At 73.5% G+C, this 21,632-nt stretch carries 20 protein-coding genes and 1 tRNA gene; 12 read left to right on the top strand and 9 right to left on the bottom strand.

Translation table 11 applies throughout. From position 1 onward, the window contains the following. Positions 1 to 104 precede the first annotated feature (104 nt). Both ACPC54_RS13845 and ACPC54_RS13840 read right to left on the bottom strand, forming a co-directional pair. The gene (locus tag ACPC54_RS13845; RefSeq protein ID WP_498964626.1) at positions 105 to 692 is read right to left on the bottom strand and encodes an NUDIX hydrolase; all 588 of its coding nucleotides are present in this window, start codon (positions 690 to 692) and stop codon (positions 105 to 107) included. After that, on the bottom strand, positions 689 to 2,212 hold the full coding sequence (locus ACPC54_RS13840; RefSeq protein ID WP_498964624.1) for a zinc-dependent metalloprotease: 1,524 nt from the start codon (positions 2,210 to 2,212) through the stop codon (positions 689 to 691). Before ACPC54_RS13840 ends, ACPC54_RS13845 begins: the two co-directional genes overlap by 4 nt. 199 nt (positions 2,213 to 2,411) lie before the next feature. On the opposite strand from ACPC54_RS13840, the gene ACPC54_RS13835 reads away from it, so the two are divergent. The 4 genes from ACPC54_RS13835 (at position 2,412) to ACPC54_RS13820 (ending at position 5,673) form a co-directional block, all read left to right on the top strand. Next, positions 2,412 to 3,560: an NAD-dependent epimerase/dehydratase family protein gene (locus ACPC54_RS13835; protein WP_498964622.1), complete on the top strand. Its 1,149-nt coding sequence runs from the start codon at positions 2,412 to 2,414 to the stop codon at positions 3,558 to 3,560. 97 nt (positions 3,561 to 3,657) lie between these two features. Beyond that, the gene (locus ACPC54_RS13830; protein WP_498964620.1) at positions 3,658 to 4,098 is read left to right on the top strand and encodes a molybdenum cofactor biosynthesis protein MoaE; all 441 of its coding nucleotides are present in this window, start codon (positions 3,658 to 3,660) and stop codon (positions 4,096 to 4,098) included. Positions 4,099 to 4,311: 213 nt separating this feature from the next. After that, positions 4,312 to 4,503 (top strand): hypothetical protein, encoded by a 192-nt coding sequence (locus ACPC54_RS13825; RefSeq protein ID WP_498964618.1) that lies wholly within the window; start codon positions 4,312 to 4,314, stop codon positions 4,501 to 4,503. Positions 4,504 to 4,545: 42 nt separating this feature from the next. After that, positions 4,546 to 5,673 (top strand): YlbL family protein, encoded by a 1,128-nt coding sequence (locus tag ACPC54_RS13820; RefSeq protein WP_498964616.1) that lies wholly within the window; start codon positions 4,546 to 4,548, stop codon positions 5,671 to 5,673. Between the two features lie 5 nt (positions 5,674 to 5,678). Here the strand turns inward: ACPC54_RS13820 and ACPC54_RS13815 are convergent, their stop codons facing one another. Then, a complete protein-coding gene (locus tag ACPC54_RS13815; RefSeq protein WP_498964614.1) occupies positions 5,679 to 6,251 on the bottom strand; it encodes a PPA1309 family protein in 573 nt (190 codons plus the stop codon). A gap of 199 nt (positions 6,252 to 6,450) precedes the next feature. Between ACPC54_RS13815 and ACPC54_RS13810 the strand changes: the two genes are divergently transcribed. The 3 genes from ACPC54_RS13810 to ACPC54_RS13800 all read left to right on the top strand — a co-directional run bounded on the left by ACPC54_RS13810 (position 6,451) and on the right by ACPC54_RS13800 (position 11,955). After that, positions 6,451 to 9,450 carry a UPF0182 family membrane protein gene (locus ACPC54_RS13810; RefSeq protein WP_498964933.1) on the top strand — a complete coding sequence of 1,000 codons (3,000 nt, stop codon included), beginning with the start codon at positions 6,451 to 6,453 and terminating at the stop codon, positions 9,448 to 9,450. 64 nt (positions 9,451 to 9,514) lie between these two features. Continuing rightward, positions 9,515 to 9,588, top strand: a tRNA-Met gene (locus ACPC54_RS13805). Between the two features lie 372 nt (positions 9,589 to 9,960). Then, complete coding sequence (locus tag ACPC54_RS13800; RefSeq protein ID WP_498964612.1) at positions 9,961 to 11,955, top strand: tetratricopeptide repeat protein; 1,995 nt, start codon at positions 9,961 to 9,963, stop codon at positions 11,953 to 11,955. A gap of 16 nt (positions 11,956 to 11,971) precedes the next feature. Here the strand turns inward: ACPC54_RS13800 and ACPC54_RS13795 are convergent, their stop codons facing one another. After that, positions 11,972 to 12,385 carry a Fur family transcriptional regulator gene (locus tag ACPC54_RS13795; RefSeq protein ID WP_498964610.1) on the bottom strand — a complete coding sequence of 138 codons (414 nt, stop codon included), beginning with the start codon at positions 12,383 to 12,385 and terminating at the stop codon, positions 11,972 to 11,974. Positions 12,386 to 12,488: 103 nt separating this feature from the next. On the opposite strand from ACPC54_RS13795, the gene ACPC54_RS13790 reads away from it, so the two are divergent. After that, positions 12,489 to 13,964, top strand: coding sequence for a catalase (locus ACPC54_RS13790; protein ID WP_498964608.1), 1,476 nt, complete (start codon positions 12,489 to 12,491; stop codon positions 13,962 to 13,964). 187 nt (positions 13,965 to 14,151) lie between these two features. Here the strand turns inward: ACPC54_RS13790 and hisN are convergent, their stop codons facing one another. The 5 genes from hisN to ACPC54_RS13765 form a co-directional block, all read right to left on the bottom strand. After that, a complete protein-coding gene (gene hisN / locus ACPC54_RS13785) occupies positions 14,152 to 14,949 on the bottom strand; it encodes a histidinol-phosphatase (protein WP_498964606.1) in 798 nt (265 codons plus the stop codon). 40 nt (positions 14,950 to 14,989) lie between these two features. Further along, the gene (locus ACPC54_RS13780) at positions 14,990 to 15,313 is read right to left on the bottom strand and encodes a DMT family transporter (RefSeq protein WP_498964604.1); all 324 of its coding nucleotides are present in this window, start codon (positions 15,311 to 15,313) and stop codon (positions 14,990 to 14,992) included. A 108-nt stretch (positions 15,314 to 15,421) separates the two neighbouring features. Further along, positions 15,422 to 16,477 (bottom strand): ribosome small subunit-dependent GTPase A, encoded by a 1,056-nt coding sequence (gene rsgA / locus ACPC54_RS13775; RefSeq protein ID WP_498964602.1) that lies wholly within the window; start codon positions 16,475 to 16,477, stop codon positions 15,422 to 15,424. Positions 16,478 to 16,492: 15 nt separating this feature from the next. After that, a complete protein-coding gene (aroA, locus tag ACPC54_RS13770; RefSeq protein WP_498964600.1) occupies positions 16,493 to 17,824 on the bottom strand; it encodes a 3-phosphoshikimate 1-carboxyvinyltransferase in 1,332 nt (443 codons plus the stop codon). Between the two features lie 68 nt (positions 17,825 to 17,892). Next, positions 17,893 to 18,615, bottom strand: a complete 723-nt coding sequence (locus ACPC54_RS13765; RefSeq protein ID WP_498964598.1) for a M50 family metallopeptidase — start codon at positions 18,613 to 18,615, stop codon at positions 17,893 to 17,895. A 182-nt stretch (positions 18,616 to 18,797) separates the two neighbouring features. Here ACPC54_RS13765 and ACPC54_RS13760 point away from each other — a divergent pair, with 182 nt between their 5' ends. The 4 genes from ACPC54_RS13760 (at position 18,798) to rsrA (ending at position 21,614) form a co-directional block, all read left to right on the top strand. Beyond that, positions 18,798 to 19,544, top strand: a complete 747-nt coding sequence (locus ACPC54_RS13760) for an SOS response-associated peptidase (RefSeq protein ID WP_498964597.1) — start codon at positions 18,798 to 18,800, stop codon at positions 19,542 to 19,544. 40 nt (positions 19,545 to 19,584) lie between these two features. Further along, a complete protein-coding gene (locus ACPC54_RS13755) occupies positions 19,585 to 20,229 on the top strand; it encodes an alpha/beta hydrolase family protein (RefSeq protein ID WP_498964595.1) in 645 nt (214 codons plus the stop codon). A 99-nt stretch (positions 20,230 to 20,328) separates the two neighbouring features. Beyond that, complete coding sequence (locus ACPC54_RS13750; RefSeq protein WP_498964593.1) at positions 20,329 to 21,237, top strand: sigma-70 family RNA polymerase sigma factor; 909 nt, start codon at positions 20,329 to 20,331, stop codon at positions 21,235 to 21,237. Further along, positions 21,234 to 21,614, top strand: a complete 381-nt coding sequence (gene rsrA, locus ACPC54_RS13745) for a mycothiol system anti-sigma-R factor (protein WP_498964591.1) — start codon at positions 21,234 to 21,236, stop codon at positions 21,612 to 21,614. Before ACPC54_RS13750 ends, rsrA begins: the two co-directional genes overlap by 4 nt. Positions 21,615 to 21,632: the final 18 nt, after the last annotated feature.

Below are 21,632 nucleotides of genomic sequence, written 5' to 3'. Positions count from 1 at the left end.
CCCCCCACACGCCCTCCCTCGATCGCTCCACCGGAAACGACGACGAGGCCGTGGGGCCCGCGGGGGGGCCCCGCGGGCCCCCCGCCCCTCGTCGTCGTCGTGCTTCAGCCGGTGAGCTGCCGGGCGCGGGCGACCAGGTCGCGCACCGAGTGGTCGGTGAGCTCCGGCAGGCGGTCGTAGTCGAACCAGCGCAGGTCCAGTGACTCCTCGCTGATGAGCTCCCGCGCGCCGGCCGGGGCCAGCGCGATGTACTGGACGTCCAGGTGGGTGTTCTCCGGCCGGTCCTTGCCGGTGCAGCGGACCTGGTGCCGGTCGAGCTTGGCCGGCACGGGCACGCCGTCCGTCGTCAGCAGGGTGAGGTCGGGGATGCCTGACTCCTCGACGGCCTCGCGCAGCGCGGCCGCGGCGAGGCTGGTGTCGCCGGGCTCGCAGTGCCCGCCCATCTGCAGCCACCGGCCGACCTTGGGGTGCAGGGTGAGCAGCACCCGTCCGGCGGCCGGGTCGACGACGGCCGCGCTCGCGGTGATGTGCGCGGGCAGGCAGGACCGGTAGAGGCCTTCGGGCTGCTCGTCCAGGTGTGCCAGGTAGTCGCGGCGCAGCCGGTCCTGTTCCGGCTCGGCGGGCTGCCAGCCGGCGAGGGTGCGGACGGCGTCGGCGTGCAGGCCGGGGGCGCCGGGGTGGGGGGACGTCATGCGGTGGGTTCGCCCTTTCCGTCGGTGTCGCCCTCGTCGTTCTTGGTGAGGTCGGGCTTCCCGGTGCCGCCGGCGGCGGCTTCGCCGAGCAGCTTGTCGAGGGCGTCGAAGTCGATGCCGCCCTCCAGGTCGCCGCTGCCGCGGTGGACGAAGGCGTCCGGGTCGTCGAGGTCGGCGGCGGTGGGCAGCATGTCGGGGTGCTCCCAGAGGGCGTCGCGGCCTTCGATGCCGCGTGCGTCGGCGAGCAGGGCCCACAACCGGGCGGCGTCGCGCAGGCGGCGGGGGCGCAGTTCGAGGCCGACGAGGGTGGCGAAGGTCTGCTCGGCGGGCCCGCCGGCGGCGCGGCGGCGGCGGACGGTCTCGCGCAGTGCGTCGGCCTGCGGCAGGTGCGGCGCGGCGGCGGCGTGGACGACGGCGTCGACCCAGCCTTCGACGAGGGCGAGGGCGGTTTCCAGGCGGGCGAGGGCGGCCTTCTGCTCGGGGGTGTCCTCGGGCTGGAGGAGGCCGCCGGCGAGCGCGTCCTGGAGGGCTTCGGGGTTGCTCGGGTCGAGCTGGCCGACGAGTTCCTCCATGCGCGTGGTGTCGACCTTGATGCCGCGGGCGTAGGCCTCGACGGCGCCGAGCAGGTGGGCGCGCAGCCACGGGACGTGGGCGAAGAGCCGCTGGTGGGCGGCTTCGCGCAGGGCGAGGTAGAGCCGGACTTCGTCGGCGGGCACGTTGAGGCCCTCGCCGAACTCGGCGACGTTCTGCGGCAGGAGGGCGGCCTTGCCGGCGGGGGCGAGCGGCAGGCCGATGTCGGTGGAGCCGACGACCTCGGCGGCGAGGGCGCCGAGGGCCTGGCCGATCTGGGTGCCGAACATGGCGCCGCCCATGGAGCGCATCATGCCCATGAGCGGGCCGGCCATGGCCTGCATCTCCTCGGGCAGGACGCCGCCCATGGCGGTGCCGACGCGTTCGGCGACGGGGTCGACGAGGTCCTTCCAGACGGGGAGGGTGGCCTCGATCCACTCGGCGCGGCTCCAGGCGACGGCGGTGCCGGCGCCGGAGGGGAACTCGGTGGAGCCGTCGAGCCACAGGTCGGCGAGGCGGACGGCCTCGGCGACGGCGGAGCGTTCGGCGGCGCTGACCGAGCGGTCCTTGGTCTTGCCCTCGGCGGGTTCGGCGACGACGGTCTGCCGGGCGATGTTGGTGGCGAGGTCCCAGTTCACCGGGCCGCCCTCGAAGGAGAGCATCTGGCCGAGCTGCTGGAACGCGGCGCCGAGGTCGTTCGGGCCGAGGCCGCCGAACATCGCGGCGAAGGGGTTGTCGGCGCCGCCGGGCGCGCCCGGGGTGCCGGGCATGCCGGGCATGCCGAAGAGGGCGCCGAAGGGGTTGCCGGTGCCGAAGCCGAACGGCTGCTGGCCGCCGGCGGCGGGCTCGGCCGGGCCCTGGTCCTTCTTCTTCTGCGCGTCGTCGGGCTTGGCCTTGCCGTCCTCGGGCTCCTCGGGCGGAACGCCGAATCCGAAGGGAAGGTCGCTCACGGGGTCCTCGATCCGGTCGGCCGTCATGCGGGTGTGGCGGGTGTGCTGCCCGCCCGGGGCACCGGCTCAGTGGGGGACTCGTGCGCGGCTCCCGTGCGGCTGGCCCGCGCCGGGTGCACCGCGGGGCCTTCGCCTCGGGCAGGATGGACGTACGTGACACACGTCCGTACGCACATAAGCTAACCGTGGAGGATGGCCGGTGAGTTCCCCGCCTTCGGACGTTCGCTCTGGGCTGACCGGAGGGGAGGACGCCCCGGACACCACGGCGTCGCCGCCTCCAGCGTACGGCGGGCGGCCGCTGACCGTGGCGGTGACCGGCGCCGCGGGTGTGCTGGGCGAGCGGGTCGCGGCGCGGCTGGTGGCCTCGCCGCACGTGCGCCGGGTGCTGGCGGTGGACGACCGGCGCGGTGACGTGCCGGGGGTGCAGTGGCGGGTGCTGGACGTGCGGGACCCGGCGGTCGCGGAGCGGCTGGCCGGGGTGGACGTGGTGGTGCACCTGGCGATGGACTTCGGGATGGAGTCGGATCCGCGGGCCCGCAGCGCCTACAACGTGCGCGGCGCGCAGACGGTGCTGACGGCGGCCGCGGCGGCGGGGGTGCACCGGGTGGTGCTGTGCACTTCGGCGATGGTCTACGGCGCGCTGGCCGACAACGAGGTGCCGCTGGCGGAGGACTCGGAGCTGCGGGCGACCGAGGAGGCCTCGCTGGTCGGGGACCTGCTGGAGATCGAGCGGCTGGCGAGGCGGGCGCCGCGGGCGCATCCGGGGCTGCAGGTGACGGTGCTGCGGCCGGCCGTGGTGGTGGGCCCGGGGGTGGACACGGTGCTGACCCGGCACTTCGAGGCGCCGCGGCTGCTGGTGGTGGCGGGTTCGCGCCCGTGCTGGCAGTTCTGCCACGTGGACGACCTGGCGGCGGCGCTGGAGTACGCGGCGCTGGGCCTGGTCGAGGGCGAGGTGACGGTCGGCTGTGACGGCTGGCTGGAGCAGGAGGACGTGGAGCGGCTGTCGGGCATCCGGCGGATGGAGCTGCCGGCGTCGCTGGCGCTGGGGACGGCGGCGCGGCTGCACCGGCTGGGGCTGACGCCGGCTCCGGCGGGGGACCTGGCGTACACGATGTACCCGTGGGTGGTGTCGGGCAGTCGGCTGCACGAGGCGGGCTGGCGTCCGGCGTTCACGAATGAGCAGGTGCTGGCGGAGCTGCTGGCGCAGGTGTCGGGCAAGCACGCGGTGGTGGGGCGCCGGCTGGGCGGCAAGGAGGCGGCGACGAGTCTGGGGGCGGCCGGGGCGACGGTGGCGCTGGTGGGCACGGCGGCGCTGGTGCGGCGGGCCCGGAAGCGGCGCCGGTTCTGACCTGCGGCGGGGCGGCGGTTCTCACGATGTGGAATTGCCACATCGTGATGTGGAAACCCCTTGTCGTGGGCGGGCGGGGATGGGCAATCATGGGGTCATGTCCGAGAACCACGACCCCATCCGTCTGCTCGCCGTCCGCGACACCCCGCTCTCCCTGGACGAGGTGTACGAGGCGGTCGGTGACGACGCGGCCGGCGGGACGACCGTCTTCGTCGGGACGGTCCGCGACCACGACGGCGGCAAGTCGGTGACCGCGCTGGAGTACAGCTGCCACCCGAGCGCCGAGCAGGAGCTGCGCCGGGTCGCCGAGAAGGTCGTCGCGGACTTCCCGGTGCTGGCGCTCGCCGCGGTGCACCGGATCGGCCGGCTGGAGATCACGGACAAGGCCGTGATCGTCGCCGTGTCCTGCGCGCACCGCGCCGAGGCCTTCGCGGCGGCCCGCCGGCTGATCGACGACCTCAAGCACGAGGTGCCGATCTGGAAGCACCAGGTCTTCGCGGACGGCGAGGAGGAGTGGGTCGGCGCCGGGGCCTGCTGAGGCCGCCGAGGTCACGCACCGTCGTGCCCCGCACACGCGGCGCGGTCGCGGGGTGAGGCGCGCCGGGCCCTCACTCGAACGGGCCCGGGCGGGGGCCCCGAATACTCCCTGGAAGTGAGCCGATCGGCGGTGCCGTAACCCGGACGGCGCCGTCGGCGTTGTCCGCCGGAGTGGTTAATCTGCTCATAGACACGACGAGCTGGGAGTACCGACATGAGTGCGCTCGCCTGGTTGATCATTCCGGTCATCGCCGTCCTGCTCGCCGCCGTGTGGGCCGGCTGGGCCCAGCGGGCCCCGAAGGCCACGGGGGACCCGGCCTCGCTCGCCGAGCACCGGCGCTTCATGGCCGCGATGGAACGCACCACCGCCGGTGCCGCCGCCTCCCGGGAGCACTCGGGGCGGTAGCCCGGCGGGCGTCGGTTCACCGGCGTCCCGTACTGTCGAGGCATGCCACGCCGCTCCGCGACGATGCTCGCTGCCACCCTGCTGCTCATAGCGCTGCTCTGCGTCTCGGTGCTGATGAAGGTGCCGTACACGGAGATGAGCCCGGGCCCGACGTACAACACGCTCGGCGACCAGGGCGGCAAGCCGGTGATCACCGTCACCGGGCACGACTCGTACCCGACGACCGGGCACCTCAACATGACCACCGTCCAGGTGACCGGGGCCCGGTACGAGCCCAGCCTGGTGAACGCGGTGATCGGCTGGCTGCGCGACGACGTGCTGGTGGTGCCGCACGACAACGTCTACCCGAAGGGTCAGACGGACGCCGACGCCAAGAAGCAGAACGCCGAGGAGTTCGCCTCCTCCGAGGACAGCGCCCGCACCGCCGCGCTCAAGCAGCTGGGCGTCCCGGTCGGCAGTGAGCTGATCGTCAAGTCGGTCACCGCCGGCGCGCCCGCCGAGGGGCGGCTGCACGCGGGCGACCAGATCGTCGCGGTGGACGGCACCGCGGTCACCACGGTCGACCAGGTGGTCGCCGCCGTCACCAAGCACAAGCCGGGCGAGTCCGCGGTGTTCACCGTGGTGCCCCGGGTGAAGGACGCGGCGAACGGGAGCCCGGCCGCCGCCCAGTCCGCCACCCCCGGCGCCCGCACCGACGTCACGGTCCCGACCGTGAAGGTCCGCGACCTCGACCCGAAGGCCCCGGCGGAGCGGGCCGACCTCGCGGCGGTCGGCATCGGCACCGGTATCCGGCACACCTACCCGTTCCAGATCGACATCGGCCTGCAGGACGTCGGCGGCCCGAGCGCCGGGCTGATGTTCTCGCTCGGCATCATCGACAAGCTCACCCCGGGCGGCGACCTCACCGGCGGGAAGTTCGTCGCCGGCACCGGCACCATCGACGACGACGGCAAGGTCGGCCCGATCGGCGGGATAGCGATGAAGATCATCGCGGCCCGGGACGCCGGCGCCGAGTACTTCCTCACCCCGTCCTCGAACTGCGCCGAGGCGGCGAAGAACGTGCCGTCCGGGCTGACCCTGGTCAAGACGGACACGCTGGACGGCGCGCTGAAGTCGCTGGAGCAGATCCGCTCCGGGCAGGCCTCGGCGCTGCCGTCCTGCGCGAAGTAGACGCCCTAGGAGAAGGTCGCCAGCAGGGCGTCGGTCAGGCCGGGCACCAGGTCCGGCCCGGTCAGCACCTCGCGGGCGACGTCCTTGGAGCGCAGCCGCAGGGCGATCTCCTTCTTGCCGCCTCGCAGCACGGCGGCGGTGATCCGCACCTCCTCGCGCTTGGGGTGGTGGGCCACCCACTCGGCGAGCTGGGCGTCGCTGGCGCCGCGCGGGCGGGACTGCTCGGCGCCGGGGGGCAGCATCTGCCGCTCGACGACCAGGGCGCAGCCGGCCACCGCGGCGGGCCAGGCGATGGTGGCGAGGAACTTGTCGAGTTCCATGCCGGCCGGGATCTCCTCCTGCTCGACCGGGGTGAGGCCGGCCGCGTCGTCGTCGGTGAGGCCGAGCTGCTTGGCGATGCGCGGGTCGGCCTTGCGCAGGGCGGCGCTGTCCACCAGGGCGAACAGTCGGGCGGGGAGGTCCCAGCCGAGGGAGGCGGCGTACTCGTCGATCTCCAGCGCGGCCCGGGTGAGCGGGGAGGCGGCCGGGAGCTTGGAGACGTCGTCGGGGGAGTTGCTGAATGCAGACGCGTCGGACATGACCCAATCCTCACACGTCGGGCGGGTCGGGGGCGCCGGGCGGGCCGGGGCGCGGCCGGCCGGGTGGGGTGGCGGGCGGCGGGTGCGGGGTGTAGTAACCGTCTGCTAACGGTGGGAACTCGGCCAAAGCCTGGTTAAGTTGCTCTGAAGACCGACCGACTCCAGACGACACAGCTGAGGTGCCACCGTGGTATTCCAGATGCCGGAACGCTCAGGGCCGGGTTTCCGGCGCAGGGTAGGCCCGCCCTCCCGGCGGGCGCGGGTCGCCCTGCTGACCCTGGGCGTGCTCGCGGTGCTGTTCCTGCTGTTCGTCATGTTCGCCGGGTTCTGGACGGACTGGCTGTGGTTCAGGTCGGTCCACTACTCGTCGGTGTTCACCACGCAGCTGTGGACGAAGGTCGGCCTGTTCGCGGTGTTCGGGCTGCTGATGGCGGCGATCGTCGGCTTCAACATCTGGCTGGCGCACCGGTTGCGGCCGCCGCTGTCGGCGATGTCGGTCGAGCAGCAGAGCCTGGACCGCTACCGGGCGGGGCTGGCGCCGTTCAAGCGCTGGGCGCTGATCGGCATCTCGCTGGTGATCGGCCTGGTGGCGGGCGCCGCCGCGTCCGGCCAGTGGCGGACCTGGCTGATGTGGACGAACTCGACCTCCTTCGGTGAGAAGGACGCGCAGTTCGGCATGGACGTCTCCTTCTACGCCTTCGACCTGCCGTTCTACGAGTTCGTGCTGGGCTTCGCGTTCAGCGCGGTGATCGTGTCGCTGCTGACGTCGACGATGGTGCACTACCTGTACGGGGGGCTGCGGCTGCAGGGCCCGGGCCGGCGGGCGAGCGCGGGCGCGCAGGGGCACCTGGCGGTGCTGCTGGGCGTGTTCGTGCTGCTGAAGGCGGCGGCGTACTGGCTGGACCGGTACGGCCTGGCGGTGAAGACCGGCTCGTACAAGGGCGTCTCGGGCTGGACGGGCCTGCGTTACGTGGACGCGAACGCGTTCCTGCCGGCCAAGACGATCCTGTTCTTCGTGGCGGTCATCTGCGCGGTGCTGTTCTTCCTGACGCCGGTGCGCCGCACCTGGGCGCCGGCGCTGATCGGGCTGGGCCTGATGGTGCTGTCGGCGGTGCTGATCGGCGGGCTGTACCCGGCGATCGTGCAGCAGTTCCAGGTCAAGCCGAACGAGCAGGCCAAGGAGACGCCGTACATCCAGAAGAACATCGACGCGACGCGGCAGGCGTACGGGATCGCGGACGCGCAGACCACCCCGTACACCCCGCAGGGTTCGACGACGGCGGACGCGCTGAAGCCGGACGCGCAGACGATCGCGGACGTGCGGCTGGTGGACCCGAACGTGGTCTCGCCGGTGTTCCAGTCGCTGGAGCAGCAGCGCAACTACTACGCCTTCCCGAGCACGCTGGACGTGGACCGGTACGGCAGCGGCGCGGGCAAGCAGGACGCGGTGATCGGCCTGCGGGAGCTGGACCTCAACGGGGTGCAGCGGAACTGGATCAACGACCACTTCAAGTACACCCACGGCTACGGCGCGGTGGTCGCCAAGGGCAACCAGGTCGACACCACCGGCCAGCCGGTGTTCACCGAGTCGGGCCTGCCGGCGACCGGCACGCTGGGCGACTACGAGCAGCGGATCTACTACGGCGAGAAGACGACGTCGTACTCGATCGTCGGCGGCTCGAACAAGGAGATCGACTACACCGACGTCAAGACCGGTGTGAACGTCGAGACGACCTACGAGGGCGCCAGCGGCGTCTCGCTGGACAACCCGATCACGCGGGCCGCGTACGCGGTGCGCTTCGCCGAGCCGCAGATCCTGTACGCGGGAGCGATCACCGACGGCGCCAAGGTGATCTACAACCGGACGCCGAAGGAGCGGGTGGAGAAGGTCGCTCCGTGGCTGTCGATCGACGCCGACCCGTACCCGGTCGTGATGGACAAGCACGTGGTGTGGGTGGTGGACGGCTACACCACCTCGGACGGCTTCCCGTTCTCGTCGAAGACGACGCTGGGCACCGCGACCAAGGATTCGCTGACCAACCAGCGCGGTGAGCTGCTGGCCGTCGCCAACCAGGTCAACTACATCCGCAACTCGGTCAAGGCGACGGTGGACGCTTACACCGGCGAGGTGAAGCTCTACCAGTGGGACGAGAAGGACCCGGTGCTGAAGACCTGGATGAAGGCCTTCCCGGGCACGGTGGAGCCGAAGGCGGACATCCCGCAGTCGCTGCTGCCGCACCTGCGCTACCCGCAGGACATGTTCAAGGTGCAGCGCGACCTGCTCGGCCAGTACCACGTGACGGACTCCAACTCGTTCTTCAACGGCAGTGACATCTGGCAGGTCCCGGTGGACCCGACCAGTGACACCAAGCAGGTCCAGCCGCCGTACTACGTGACGGTGCGGATGCCGGACGCGGCGAACGCGAGCTTCTCGCTGACGAGTTCGTTCGTGCCCAACGACCGGCCGAACCTGGCGGCGTTCATGGCGGTGAACGCGGATCCGGGGGACGACTACGGGAAGATCCGCGTCCTGAAGATGACGGGCGAGTCCGGTGCCCCCGGCCCGGGTCTGGTGCAGTCGAAGTTCAACTCCCGCAAGGAGGTGGCGAACCAGATCTACGCGCTGAAGAACGGCGACACGGTGCTGGAGTACGGGAACCTGCTGACGCTGCCGGTCGGCGGGGGGCTGCTGAACGTCGAGCCGGTGTACGTGCGCGGGCGCGGTGCCAAGTACCCGACGATGCAGAAGGTCCTGGCGGTGTACGGGGACGACAACGTGGCGTTCGAGAACACCCTTGAGGACGCGTTGAAGAAGCTGTTCGGGGACGGGACGCCGCCGGTGACGCCGGTCGCGCCGTCGACCTCGGCCACGCAGGGCGGCACCCCGACCGCGCCGACCAGCCCGACCAGTCCGACGGCTCCGGCGACGCCGGCGCCGACCGGATCGGCGACGCCCGCGCCCTCCGCGCCGGCCACGCCGGCGCCGGGCGGGACGATCTCGCCGGAGCTGCAGAAGGCGCTCGGTGACGCGGAGAAGGCGTACAACGACAGCCAGACGGCGTTCAAGAACGGCGACTGGGTGGCGTACGGCGCCGCGCAGAAGGCGCTCGGCGACGCGCTGAAGGCCGCCGAGGCGGCCCGCGGCGGGGCCCCGGCGCCGACGCCGGGGGGCGCCACGGCACCGCCCCCGCGCCCGTAGGCCGCTCAGCTGCGGAAACCGTTTTAGGTCCCACCCCGCGTCCGTGCTATGGTTTAACCACCGACGCGGGGTGGAGCAGCTCGGTAGCTCGCTGGGCTCATAACCCAGAGGTCGCAGGTTCAAATCCTGTCCCCGCTACTCAGTAGCCGGAAGGCCCGGAGGATTCGTCCTCCGGGCCTTCTGCGTTCCCGCCGCGGGCTTCTCGTCCGCAAGCGGTGGGAACCGCTCCGGTACTATCGACCGTCGCCAACGAGGACGGCAGTGGGGTTTGTGGTGCCGGTGTGTCGGGAAATCGACAAAGCGCCGAAGCAATTTCGTCGGCTTCGGGTCGGCCCCGCCCGAATTCGGCCGGGGCAGGTGCACGCGGGTTGCGAGTGATGCGACGATGGGACACACGGGGGACGGTGCACGGCTGCTGACCGGTCGTCCGGTCCGGCGCCTCCCCCGGGAGTCCCCCCGGCGACGGGCCGGGGCGCGGTGCCGCGTCACTCTGGGGGAGCGGGAGTCGGCATGAGGCTGATCGGCAAGTACGGCCCGGGCGCCAAGCCGGCGGCCGCCGTCGAGGCGGACACCGACGCCTGGGCGGAGAGCACCGAGAGCCCCGAGAACCGCCCCGGAGCCCTGCCCGCCCAGCGCACCAGCGGACTCTCCGAGCGCCCCCCGGCCGGCGGATCCGGCCCCGACAGCCTCGTGCACGTACCGACCCGTCAGTTCTCCGCCGAGGTCGGCAGCTACGCCTCGCAGGGCGCCGGCCTCGCCGCCGCGGACGGCCCGGCCGGTGCCGCGCTCGACCCGGCCGGCCTGGACCCGACCAGCTTCGAGACGGCGCTCGCCGCCCGCGAGTCCGCCGCGCTGGAGGCCCGGCACCGGCAGGCCGCGGACGGCGGCGACCCGGACGCCGCCTGCCGGCTCGGCACCCTGCTGCTGCGCCGGGGCGAACTGGAGGACGCCGAGGCCTACCTGCGCTGCGCCGCGGCCGCCGGGCTGCGCGCCGCCGCCAACAACCTCGGCGTGCTGCTGCACCAGCAGGGCCACCGCGCCGAGGCCGGCCAGTGGTGGCGCCAGGCCGCCGTGGCGGGCAGCGCCCCGGCCGCGCACGCGCTCGGGCTGCAGCTGCGCGACCAGGGCGAGGAGGAGGCCGCCGAGTACTGGCTGCACTTCGCCGCCGACCACGGCCACCCGCTCGGCGCCTACGCGCTGGGCGACCTGATGGAGCACCGGCGCGACGTGCGGGCCGAGCGCTGGTTCAAGGTCTCCGCCGACGCCGGGCACCGCGAGGCCGCCTACCGGCTGGCCCGGATGCGCGAGGCCGCCGGGGACAAGGACACCGCCGAGGCCTGGTACCGCACCGCCGCCGCCCGCAGCCACGCCCGGGCCGCGCTGCGCCTGGGCGTGCTCCTGGAGGAGCGCTCCGGCGGCGACCAGGCGCTGCTGGACGAGGCCGCCCGCTGGTACCGGCAGTCCGCGCAGAACGGCGAGGCGCGGGCCGCCTGCGCGCTCGGCTTCCTGCTGCGCGACTCCGGGGACCTGGCGGCCGCCGCCGAGTGGTGGCAGGAGGCCGCCGAGGCCGGCGACGGCAACGCCGCCAACGCGCTCGGCGCCCTGCATGCCGGGCGCGGCGCAGCCAAGGAGGCCGAGCACTGGTACCGCACCGCGCTGGAGGCCGGCGACCAGAACGGCGCCTTCAACCTCGGGCTGCTGTGCGCCGGCGCCGGCCGCGAGCAGCAGGCCGAGCAGTGGTACCGCCGGGCCGCGTACGCCGGGCACCGGGAGGCCTGCAACGCGCTGGCCGTCGTGCTGCTGCAGCGCGGCGACGAGTCCGGCGCCGAGCCGTGGTTCTCCAAGGCCGCCGAGGCGGGCAGCGTGGACGGCGCGTTCAACCTGGGCGTGCTGCACGCCGGGCGCGGCGAGCAGCAGCAGGCCCAGGAGTGGTACGCGCGGGCGGCCGCCGAGGGGCACGGCGAGGCGGCGCTGCAGCTGGCCGTCGTCCAGGAGCAGCGCGGCAACCTGGCGGGCGCGCTGGAGCGCTACCGGCAGGCGGCGGCCGGCGGGTCGGCGGAGGGCGCGTTCCGGCTGGCCTCGCTGCTGGACCGGCGCGGGGACGCGGACGCCGAGGCGGAGCACTGGTACGCGCTCGCGGCGGACGCCGGGCACCGGCGGGCGCAGGTGCGGATGGGCGTGCGGGCGGCCGAGCGGGGGGCGCTGGAGATCGCCGAGAGCTGGTACCGGCGGGCCGCGGAGGCGGGCAGCCGCAGCGCGGCGTTCAACCTGGGGCTGCTGCTGGCCCGGCAGGACAGCGAGGCGGAGGCGATGCTCTGGTACACCCGGGCCGCCGACGCGGGGCACGGGCGGGCGGCGCTGCGCCTGGCGCTGCTGGCGCTGCGCCGGGGCGAGCCGGTGCAGGCGGAGAACTGGTGCCGGCGGGCGATCGACTACGGGCCGGCCGAGGTGGCGGAGCGGGCCGGGCGGCTGCTCGGCGCCCTGCACGCGGAGTTGAGCGCGTAGCGGCCCGACCATCGGGTCAGGGGCGGCAGCCGGGGCAGCGGCCGCGGTAGGTGACCTCGGCGGCGGTGACGGTGAAGCCGTGCCGCTCGGCGGCGGGGAGCGCGGCGAGCGGGTCGCCGTGCGGGTGGACGTCGCGGACCGTGCCGCAGCCGGAGCAGACCAGGTGCTGGTGAGCGCGGTGGGCGTTGGGGTCGTAGCGCCGGGCGCGGCCGTCGGTGGCGACCTCCAGCACCTCGCCGAGGCCGACGAGTTCGCCGAGGGTGTTGTAGACGGTGGCGCGGCTGATCTCGGGCAGGCGGGCGGCGGCGCGGGCGTGCACCTCGTCGGCGGTGAGGTGGACGTGGTCGCCGTCGAGGACCTCGGCCACGACGCGGCGCTGCGAGGTCAGCCGCCAGCCGCGGGCGCGCAGTCGTTCCAGCAGGTCGCTCATGGGTCCAGAGTAGGTCACGCTCCGGGATTGGTTCCAGTGTTGACTTGGACAAAGTCCAAAGTTAGGTTCGTGTCATCACGACCGGATGACGCGGAGGCACCCCATGACCACCCAGGACGAGCTGCGCCCGACCCTCACCACGGAGGCGGGTGCCCCCGTCGCCGACAACCAGAACACCGAGACGGCGGGCGTCGGCGGCCCGGCCCTGATCCAGGACCAGCTGCTGTTCGAGAAGCTCGCGCACTTCAACCGCGAGCGGATCCCGGAGCGGGTGGTGCACGCCCGCGGCGCCGGCGCGTACGGCACCTTCACGGTGACCGCCGACGTGACGCCCTGGACCCGGGCGGCGTTCCTCGCCGGGGTCGGCAAGCGGACCGAGGTGTTCCTGCGCTTCTCCACCGTGGCCGGCAACCTCGGCTCGGCCGACGCGGTGCGCGACCCGCGCGGCTTCGCGGTGAAGTTCTACACCGAGGAGGGCAACTACGACCTCGTCGGCAACAACACCCCGGTGTTCTTCATCAAGGACGCCGTCAAGTTCCCCGACTTCATCCACACCCAGAAGCGCGACCCGTACACCGGCTCGCAGGAGGCCGACAACGTCTGGGACTTCTGGGGCCTGTCGCCCGAGGCCACCCACCAGGTGACCTGGCTGTTCGGCGACCGCGGCATCCCGGCCTCCTACCGGCACCTGAACGGCTACGGCTCGCACACCTACCAGTGGCAGAACGAGGCCGGCGAGCACTTCTGGGTCAAGTACCACTTCAAGACCGACCAGGGCATCCGCAACCTCACCCAGGCCGAGGCCAACGCCCTCGCCGGCGAGGACCCGGACAGCCACCAGCGGGACCTGCGCGAGGCGATCGAGCGCGGCGAGTTCCCCAGCTGGACGGTGCAGGTGCAGATCATGCCCGCGGCCGACGCCGCCGCCTACCGGTTCAACCCCTTCGACCTCACCAAGGTCTGGCCGCACGCCGACTACCCGCCGATCGAGATCGGCCGGCTGGAGCTGAACCGCAACCCCGACAACGTCTTCGCCGAGGTCGAGCAGTCGGTGTTCTCCCCGGCGCACTTCGTGCCCGGCATCGGCCCGTCCCCGGACAAGATGCTCCAGGGCCGGCTGTTCGCCTACGCCGACGCCCACCGCTACCGGGTCGGCGTCAACGCCGACCACCTGCCGGTCAACCGCCCGCACGCCACCGAGGCCCGCACCAACGGGCGCGACGGCCACCTCTACGACGGGCGGCACGGGCGGCAGAAGAACTACGAGCCGAACAGCTTCGGCGGCCCGGTGCAGACCGGCCGCCCGCTGTGGGCCGCGACCGCCGTCACCGGGGCCACCGGCACCCACGCCGCGCCCGCGCACGCCGAGGACGACGACTTCGGGCAGGCCGGCGCCCTGTACCGGCTGTACTCTGAGGAGGAGAAGCAGCGGCTGATCGCCAACCTGGCGGGCTTCCTCGCCAAGGTCTCGGCCGACCGCGAGGACATCGTGGCGCGGGCGATCGACAACTTCCGCAAGGCCGACGCCGATTACGGGCAGCGGCTGGAGGCGGCGGTCCGGGAGCTGCGCAAGCAGTAGCGGCCGGACCGGGAAAGCGGCGGGCCCTGTGACCAGCTCCCACTGGTCACAGGGCCCGCACTGCTGCTCGCCCGCTCGCCTCCGGGGCGCTCCGACCCGGTGTCGACGGTCGGGGCTCCGGCGCTCCTCCGTCGCTTGTCGCTTCTCCCTTCCGGCACCGGCGCGCCCCTTCGGCTCGGGGCGGGGCTCAGACCGAGAGCCGCCGCAGCGTCTCCTCGTGCAGGAGGCCGTTGGTGGCGACGGCGTCGGCGCCGCCGGGGCCGTCGATGCCGTCCAGGCCGGTGAAGCGGCCGCCGGCCTCCTGGACGACGATGCACGGCGCGGCCATGTCCCACAGCGACAGCTCGGGCTCGGCGGCGATGTCGACGGCGCCCTCGGCGAGCATCATGTAGGACCAGAAGTCGCCGTAGGCGCGGGTGCGCCAGCAGGCCCGGGTGAGGTCCAGGAACGGGTCGAGGCGGCCGCGCTCCTCCCAGCCGGACAGCGAGGAGTACGAGAAGGAGGCGTCCTCGATCCGGGAGACGCCGGAGACGTGGATCCGGGAGGCCTTGGCGAGGCTGCGGCCGGCGAAGGCGCCCAGGCCCTCGGCGGCCCACCAGCGGCGCTGCAGCGCGGGGGCGGAGACGATGCCGACCACCGGGCGCTCGACGCCGTCCGGGCCGTCCTCGATCAGGGCGATCAGGGTGGCCCAGACCGGGACGCCGCGGATGTAGTTCTTGGTGCCGTCGATCGGGTCGATCACCCAGCGGCGCGGGCCGGAGCCCTGCAGGCCGAACTCCTCGCCCAGGACGGCGTCGCGCGGGCGGGCGCGCTGCAGGACGCTGCGGACCAGCTCCTCGGCGGCCTTGTCGGCGTCGCTGACGGGGGTGAGGTCGGGCTTCGTCTCGACCTTCAGGTCGAGGGCCCGGAAGCGCTCCAGGGTGACCGAGTCGGCCGAGTCGGCGAGGACGTGGGCGAGTCGGAGATCGTCGTGGTAGTCGGCCATGGGCAAGACCCTAGCCCAGGCGAGTCGGCGAGGAGCAGCGTCAGTGGGCCGTGCCGCTGAGCTGGAGGCCGATGACGCCGGCGATCACCAGGGAGATGGAGACGACCTTGAGCACCGAGGTGGTCTCGTCCAGGAAGGCCATGCCGTAGATCGCGGTGCCGGCCGCGCCGATGCCCGTCCACACCGCGTAGGCGGGGCCGACCGGGAGGCTCTTGAGGGAGAGGGTGAGCAGGCCGAAGCTGCCGAGGGCGAACACGCAGAAGCTGATGGTGGGCCAGAGCTTGGTGAAACCCTCGCTGAGCTTGAGGTTGATCGCGAAGCCGGTCTCCAGCAGGCCGGCCAGGATCACCAGGGCCCATGCCATCCGTGCCCTCCCTGTCGATCGACGGGCCGGGCCCGCGCCGGCCCGACCTTCCTATGATCGCCAGGCGGGCGCGGTCCGACACCTCGAACGGCCGGGGAAGCCGGGGCGTCAGTCGCCCTCGCGGGCCTCCTTGCTGGCCAGCAGGCGGCGCAGCGAGTAGAGCCGGGCGCCCTCGGCGTGGCCGTCCGCGACCCAGGCGTCCAGGGCGCAGTCCGGTTCGTCGTGGCTGCAGGCGCGCGGGCAGTCGACGGTGCCGGGCTCCAGGTCGGGGAAGGCGTGGATGACCCGGGACGGGTCGATGTGGGACAGGCCGAAGGAGCGGAAGCCCGGGGTGTCGATCACCCAGCCGGTGTCGAGCGCCTTCTTCGAGCCGGGCCTGGCACCGGGCGGCGGGGGCAGGCGCAGGGCGAGGGCGGAGACGGTGGTGTGCCGGCCGCGGCCGGTGACGGCGTTGACCCGGCCGGTCTGCCGCTGGCGGTCCGGGACGAGGGCGTTGACCAGGGTGGTCTTGCCGACGCCGGAGTGGCCGATGAAGACGGTGGACAGGCCGCGCAGGTGCTCGCGGACGGCCTCGGCGCCGGTGGTCTCCAGTTCGTCCCGGCGGGTGACCACGTAGGTGATGCCGAGCGGGGCGTAGGACTCCAGCATCGGCTCGGCCGGGGCGAGGTCGGACTTGGTGAGGACCAGCAGCGGTTCCATGCCGGCGTCGTAGGCGGCGACCAGGCAGCGGTCGATCAGCCGGGGGCGGGGCTCGGGGTCGGCGAGGGCGGTGACGATGGCGAGCTGGTCGGCGTTGGCGACGACGATCCGCTCGTACGGGTCGTCGTCGTCCGCGGTGCGCCGCAGGACGGAGCTGCGCTCCTCGACCCGGACGATCCGGGCGAGGGTGTCGGCGTCCCCGGAGAGGTCGCCGACGAGGCCGACGAGGTCGCCGACGACCACGCCCTTGCGGCCCAGTTCGCGGGCCTTCATGGCGACGACCTCGCGTTCCTGCTTCGTTCCCGGGTCGACCAGGCAGGTCAGCCGGCCGCGGTCGACGGTGAGCACCATCGCCTCGGCGGCGTCCTCGTGCTTGGGCCGGATGCGGGTCCGCGGCCGGGAACCCCGGCGGGCGGGGCGGTTGCGGATGTCGTCCTCGTCGGCGTCCTTGCCGTAGCGGCGCATGGCTTCAGTCTCCGCTCAGCTGCCCGCCGCCGCTTCGCCGAGCAGGTCCGCCCACATCTGCGGGAAGTCGGGCAGGGTCTTGGCGGTGGTGGCGATGTTCTCGACCCGGACACCGGGCACGGCGAGGCCGATGACGGCGCCGGCGGTGGCCAGGCGGTGGTCCTCGTAGGTGTGGAAGACGCCGCCGTGCAGCGGGCGGGGGCGGATCCGCAGGCCGTCCTCGGTCTCGGTGACGTCGCCGCCGAGGTCGTTGATCTCCTTGGCGAGGGCGGCGAGCCGGTCGGTCTCGTGCAGGCGCAGGTGGGCGATGCCGTACAGGTGGGACTCGGAGTCGGCGAGGGCGGCGACGGCGGCGATCACCGGGGTGAGCTCGCCGACGTCGTGCAGGTCGGCCTCGATGCCGTGGATGCGGCCGGTGCCGGTGAACTGCAGGCCCTCGTCGGTGAATTCGCAGGCGCCGCCCATGCGGGTGTACAGCTCGCGGAGCTGGTCGCCGGGCTGGGTGGTGTGCTTGGGCCAGTCGCGGACGGTGACCCGGCCGCCGGTGGCGAGGGCGGCGGCGAAGAACGGGGCGGCGTTGGAGAGGTCGGGCTCGACGACGAGGTCGCGGCCGATCAGGGCGCCGGGGGTGACCCGCCAGACGTCCTTCTCGCCGCCGTCCTCGGGGGCGTCGACCTGGACGCCGGCCTTGCGGAGCATCTCGACGGTCATCCGGATGTGCGGCAGCGACGGCACCGGGCCGCCGACGTGCCGGACCTCGACGCCCTGCCGGTAGCGGGCGCCGGAGAGCAGCAGGGCGGAGACGAACTGGGAGGAGGCGGAGGCGTCGAGCTCGACCGGGCCGCCGTCCAGGCCGCCGGTGCCGTGCACGGTGAAGGGGAAGGTGCCGCGGCCGTCGTCCTCGATCCGGGCGCCGAGCGCGCGCAGGGCGTTGATGACGCCGTGCTGGGGGCGCTCGTGGCTGCGCGGGTCGCCGTCGAAGTGCACGGGGCCGTCGGCGAGGACGGCGAGCGGGGGCAGGAAGCGCATGACCGTGCCGGCGTTGCCGACGTCGACGGTGGCCGGGCCGAGCAGGGCGGGGGTGGGGATGACCCGCCAGGCCTCGCCGCCGCCGTAGCCGCCGGAGTCGTTGTTGACCTGTTCCTCGATGCCGACGCCGAGGGCGCGCAGACCGTCCGCCATCAGCTGGGAGTCGCGGCTGCGCAGCGGGCGGCGCACCCAGCCGGGCTCGTCGGCGAGTGCCGCCAGCACCAGGGCCCGGTTGGTGACCGACTTCGAGCCGGGGATGGTGACGGTGGCGTCCACGGGGGTGGTCGCGACGGGGGCGGGCCACAGGGTCTCGGTCATGGGGGCCAGTCTAGGCCGCGGGGCAGGGGGGTTCCGGCGCCGGCCCGCATGGCGGGACGGCTGCGCGGTCACCGGGGCTGGAGGAGCCAGGAGGCGCCGAGGGCGAGGCAGGCGAGGGCGGTGAGCAGGAAGACGGTGACCCAGGCGAGGGCGGGGACGTGGGTGAGCCGGGCGAGCTGGTCGGCGTCGGAGTCGCGGGCCCAGCCGATGCGGCGCTGGTGCTGCAGTTCCAGGACCGGGCGGACGGCGCCGAAGAGCAGGAACCAGCAGCCGAGGTAGGCGAAGCCGGCCTGGACCTCGGGGGTGCCGAACCAGGAGACGAGGAAGAAGGCGCCGCCGGCGAGCAGCACGGTGAACAGGCCGAAGGCGTTGCGGATGCGCACCAGCAGGGCGAGCAGCAGGGCGATGGCGAGCCAGAGCAGCAGGGTGATCCGGTCGGCGGCGAGCAGGGCGGCGCAGCCGAGGCCGAGCAGGGCGGGGGCGGTGTAGCCGGCGGCGGCGGTGAGGACCATGCCGGGGCCGGTGGGGCGGCCGTAGGAGAGGGTGAGGCCGGAGGTGTCGGAGTGCAGCCGGATGCCGGCGAGCTTGCGGCGGGTGGCGAGGGCGGCCAGGCCGTGGCCGCCCTCGTGGGCGATGGTGATCGCGTTGCGGGCGACGTGCCAGAGCGGGCGGGCGAGGACGGCGAGCAGGGCGGCGCAGCCGGTGGCGAGGACGAGCCAGCCGGGCGGGGCGGCCTGGGTGCCGGTGACCCGGTCCCACAGTTCGCCGATGTTCTGGTTGGTCGGGTGCACGGGTTCCTCTCCGCCTCGGGTTCCGGGTGGGGCGGCCGGGGCCGCGGGGCCGTATCGGGCCGCTCGGCCGGGTTGGGCCGTTCGGGGCAGCCTCCCATGCGGGGACGGGTGGGCGGGCGCGGGTGGTTCTGCCGGGGGGATGAGGAAGTGGTGAGGACGGGCGGCATGGCAAGCTGGCCCGCATGTGCGGTCGCTTCGCAGCCAGCAGCAGGCCCGAGGACCTCGCCGACCTGTTCGGCGTGGAGTTCTGGGATCCGGGGGAGACGCTGGACCCGAACTGGAACGTCGCCCCGACGAACAGCGCCTTCGTGGTGCTGGAGCGGCCGGCGAAGCACGAGCCGCGGGCGGTGCGGCAGTTGCGGGCGCTGCGCTGGGGGCTGGTGCCGCAGTGGTCGAACTCGGCGGAGACCGCGGTGAAGATGATCAACGCCCGGGCGGACACCGTGCACGAGAAGCCGTCGTACCGGCAGGCGTTCGCGGCGCGGCGGTGCATCCTGCCGGTGGACGGCTACTACGAGTGGCAGACGGTGCCGGGGGAGCGGGGGAAGGCGCGCAAGAAGCCGTTCTTCGTGTCCCGGGCGGACGGCGCGCCGCTGGCGCTGGCGGGGCTGTACGAGTTCTGGCGGGACCGGACGGTGCCGGCGGACCATCCGCGGGCGTGGCTGGTGACCTTCGCGGTGGTGACCACGGAGGCGGAGGAGCTGCTGGCGCCGATCCACGAGCGGATGCCGCTGTTCCTCGACCCGGGCTCGTGGGACGCGTGGCTGGACCCGCGGTCCACCGACCCGGACGGGCTGCGGCCGCTGCTGATACCCCCGCCGCCGGGGGCGCTGCTGGCCACGCCGGTGTCGCCCGCGGTGGGGAACATCCGCAACAACGGCCCGGAGCTCGTGGAGCCGTACACCGAGGTCGAGACCACGCTCTTCTGAGCTCCGCACTCTTCTTGAACGTTTCTGAACCCCTGATGGGATGGATGGGATGACCGTCGAGCTCGTGGACACCGAGGCGGGCGAGGCCCGGATCACGTACCACCGGGCGGCCGAGCCCCGGGCGGTGCTGGCGCTGGGGCACGGCGCGGGCGGCGGGGTGGAGGCCCGGGACCTGGCGGCGCTGGCCGCCGCGCTGCCGCCGCGCGGGATCACGGTGGCGCTGGTGGAGCAGCCGTGGCGGGTGGCGGGGCGGAAGGTGGCGCCCGCGCCGAGGACGCTGGACCTCGGCTGGCGGCCGGTGGCCGAGCGGCTGGCCGCGCGGGGGCCGGCGCTGGTGGTCGGCGGGCGCAGCGCGGGGGCGCGGGTGGCCTGCCGGACGGGCGCGGCGACCGGGGCGGTGGGGGTGGTGGCGCTGGCGTTCCCGCTGCACCCGCCGGGCAGGCCGGAGAGGAGCCGGGCGGAGGAGCTGGTGGGGTCCGGGCTGCCGACGCTGGTGGTGCAGGGGCCGGCGGACCCGTTCGGCGGGCCGGGGGAGTTCCCCGAACTGCCGCCCGGGCACGAGCTGGTGGCGCTGCCGTACGGCAACCACGGCTTCGAGGTGCCCAAGCGGGCGGAGGTGGGGCAGGAGGAGGTGCTGGAGCTGCTCTGCCGGGCGGTGGGGGACTTCGTGCTGCGGCTGGTGTGAAAGGGGCGCGCCGGGGCGGGAATGCGGGCGGGCCGCGGGTGGTTGTCGCCTTCGTCAGCGTGAGCGGCAGCTACGAGTCACCGGTGAGAGGCAGGGCAGATGGGTTCGATCGCGTGCCCCGAACGGCCTGAGGAGCGCGAGGCCGCCATGGCGTTCTCCCCCTCGTGGTCGGAGTGGCTCGACGCGGGCGAGAAGCCCGTCAGCCCGATATCCTCCATTTCTGGGCGGCCCGCCGTGGGTCGCGCTCGTCATGCCGAGGAGGTGGGTCCGGTCGTCGGGACCGAGCACGAGGCCGAGCCGGGCCGTGGCCGGCGGGACGAGGCCATGCCCGCGGGCGAGGCGCTCACCGGTGAGGAGCTGGCCGAGGCGATCGGCGAGGACACCTTCCGGGTGTCGGCGGAGGAGAGCGAGCAGGCCCGGCGGGAGCGCTTCGAGCGCGACGCCCTGGGCTACCTGGATCCGATGTACTCGGCGGCGCTGCGCATGACGCGCAACCCGGCCGACGCGGAGGACCTGCTCCAGGAGGCGTTCGCGAAGGCGTACGCGTCCTTCCACCAGTTCCGTGAGGGCACGAACCTCAAGGCCTGGCTGTACCGCATCCTCACCAACACGTTCATCAACTCGTACCGCAAGAAGCAGCGGGAGCCGCAGCGCACCGCGGCGGAGGAGATCGAGGACTGGCAGCTGGCCCGCGCCGAGTCGCACATGTCGACCGGTCTGCGTTCGGCCGAGACCCAGGCCCTGGACCACCTCCCCGACAGTGACGTCAAGGACGCGCTCCAGGCCATCCCGGAGGAATTCCGGATCGCCGTCTATCTCGCGGACGTAGAAGGCTTTGCGTACAAGGAGATCGCGGACATCATGGGTACTCCCATCGGTACGGTGATGTCCCGGCTGCACCGCGGCCGTCGTCAGCTGCGCGGCATGCTGGAGGATTACGCCCGTGAGCGCGGGCTCGTCCCGGCCGGCAGCGGGGCAGGGCAGGAAGCGAAGGGCTCGGGCTCATGAGCTGCGGCGATCCGCACGAAACCGAGTGTGGCGAGGTCCTCGACCACCTCTATGAATTCCTCGACAACGAGATGGCCGAGGGCGACTGCGCCAAGCTGCGCGAGCACTTCGACGAGTGCTCGCCGTGCTTGAAGCAGTACGGGCTGGAGCAGGCGATCAAGGCGCTGATCAAGCGCTCCTGCGGGTGCGACGACACCCCGGCCGACCTGCGCGGCAAGGTGTTGGCCAGGATCGACTCGATCCGGGCCGGGCAGCGTTCGGGCGAGCCGGTGGTCGTCGAGGCCGCCTCGGCGGAGGTCCACGTCGAGTCCGCCCGGCCGGCGCCGAGCCTGGCGGCGGAGGGCGAGCCGGTCGAGGCCGGCGCACCGGCGGAGTGACGCCGGCGGGGCCGCTCC

The sequence above is a fragment of the Kitasatospora sp. NPDC094028 genome, from assembly GCF_049543595.1.
Lineage (GTDB): Bacteria > Actinomycetota > Actinomycetes > Streptomycetales > Streptomycetaceae > Kitasatospora.
The sequence above is the reverse complement of the archived record's forward strand: the minus strand, read 5'-3'. Positions and strand labels throughout refer to the sequence as shown.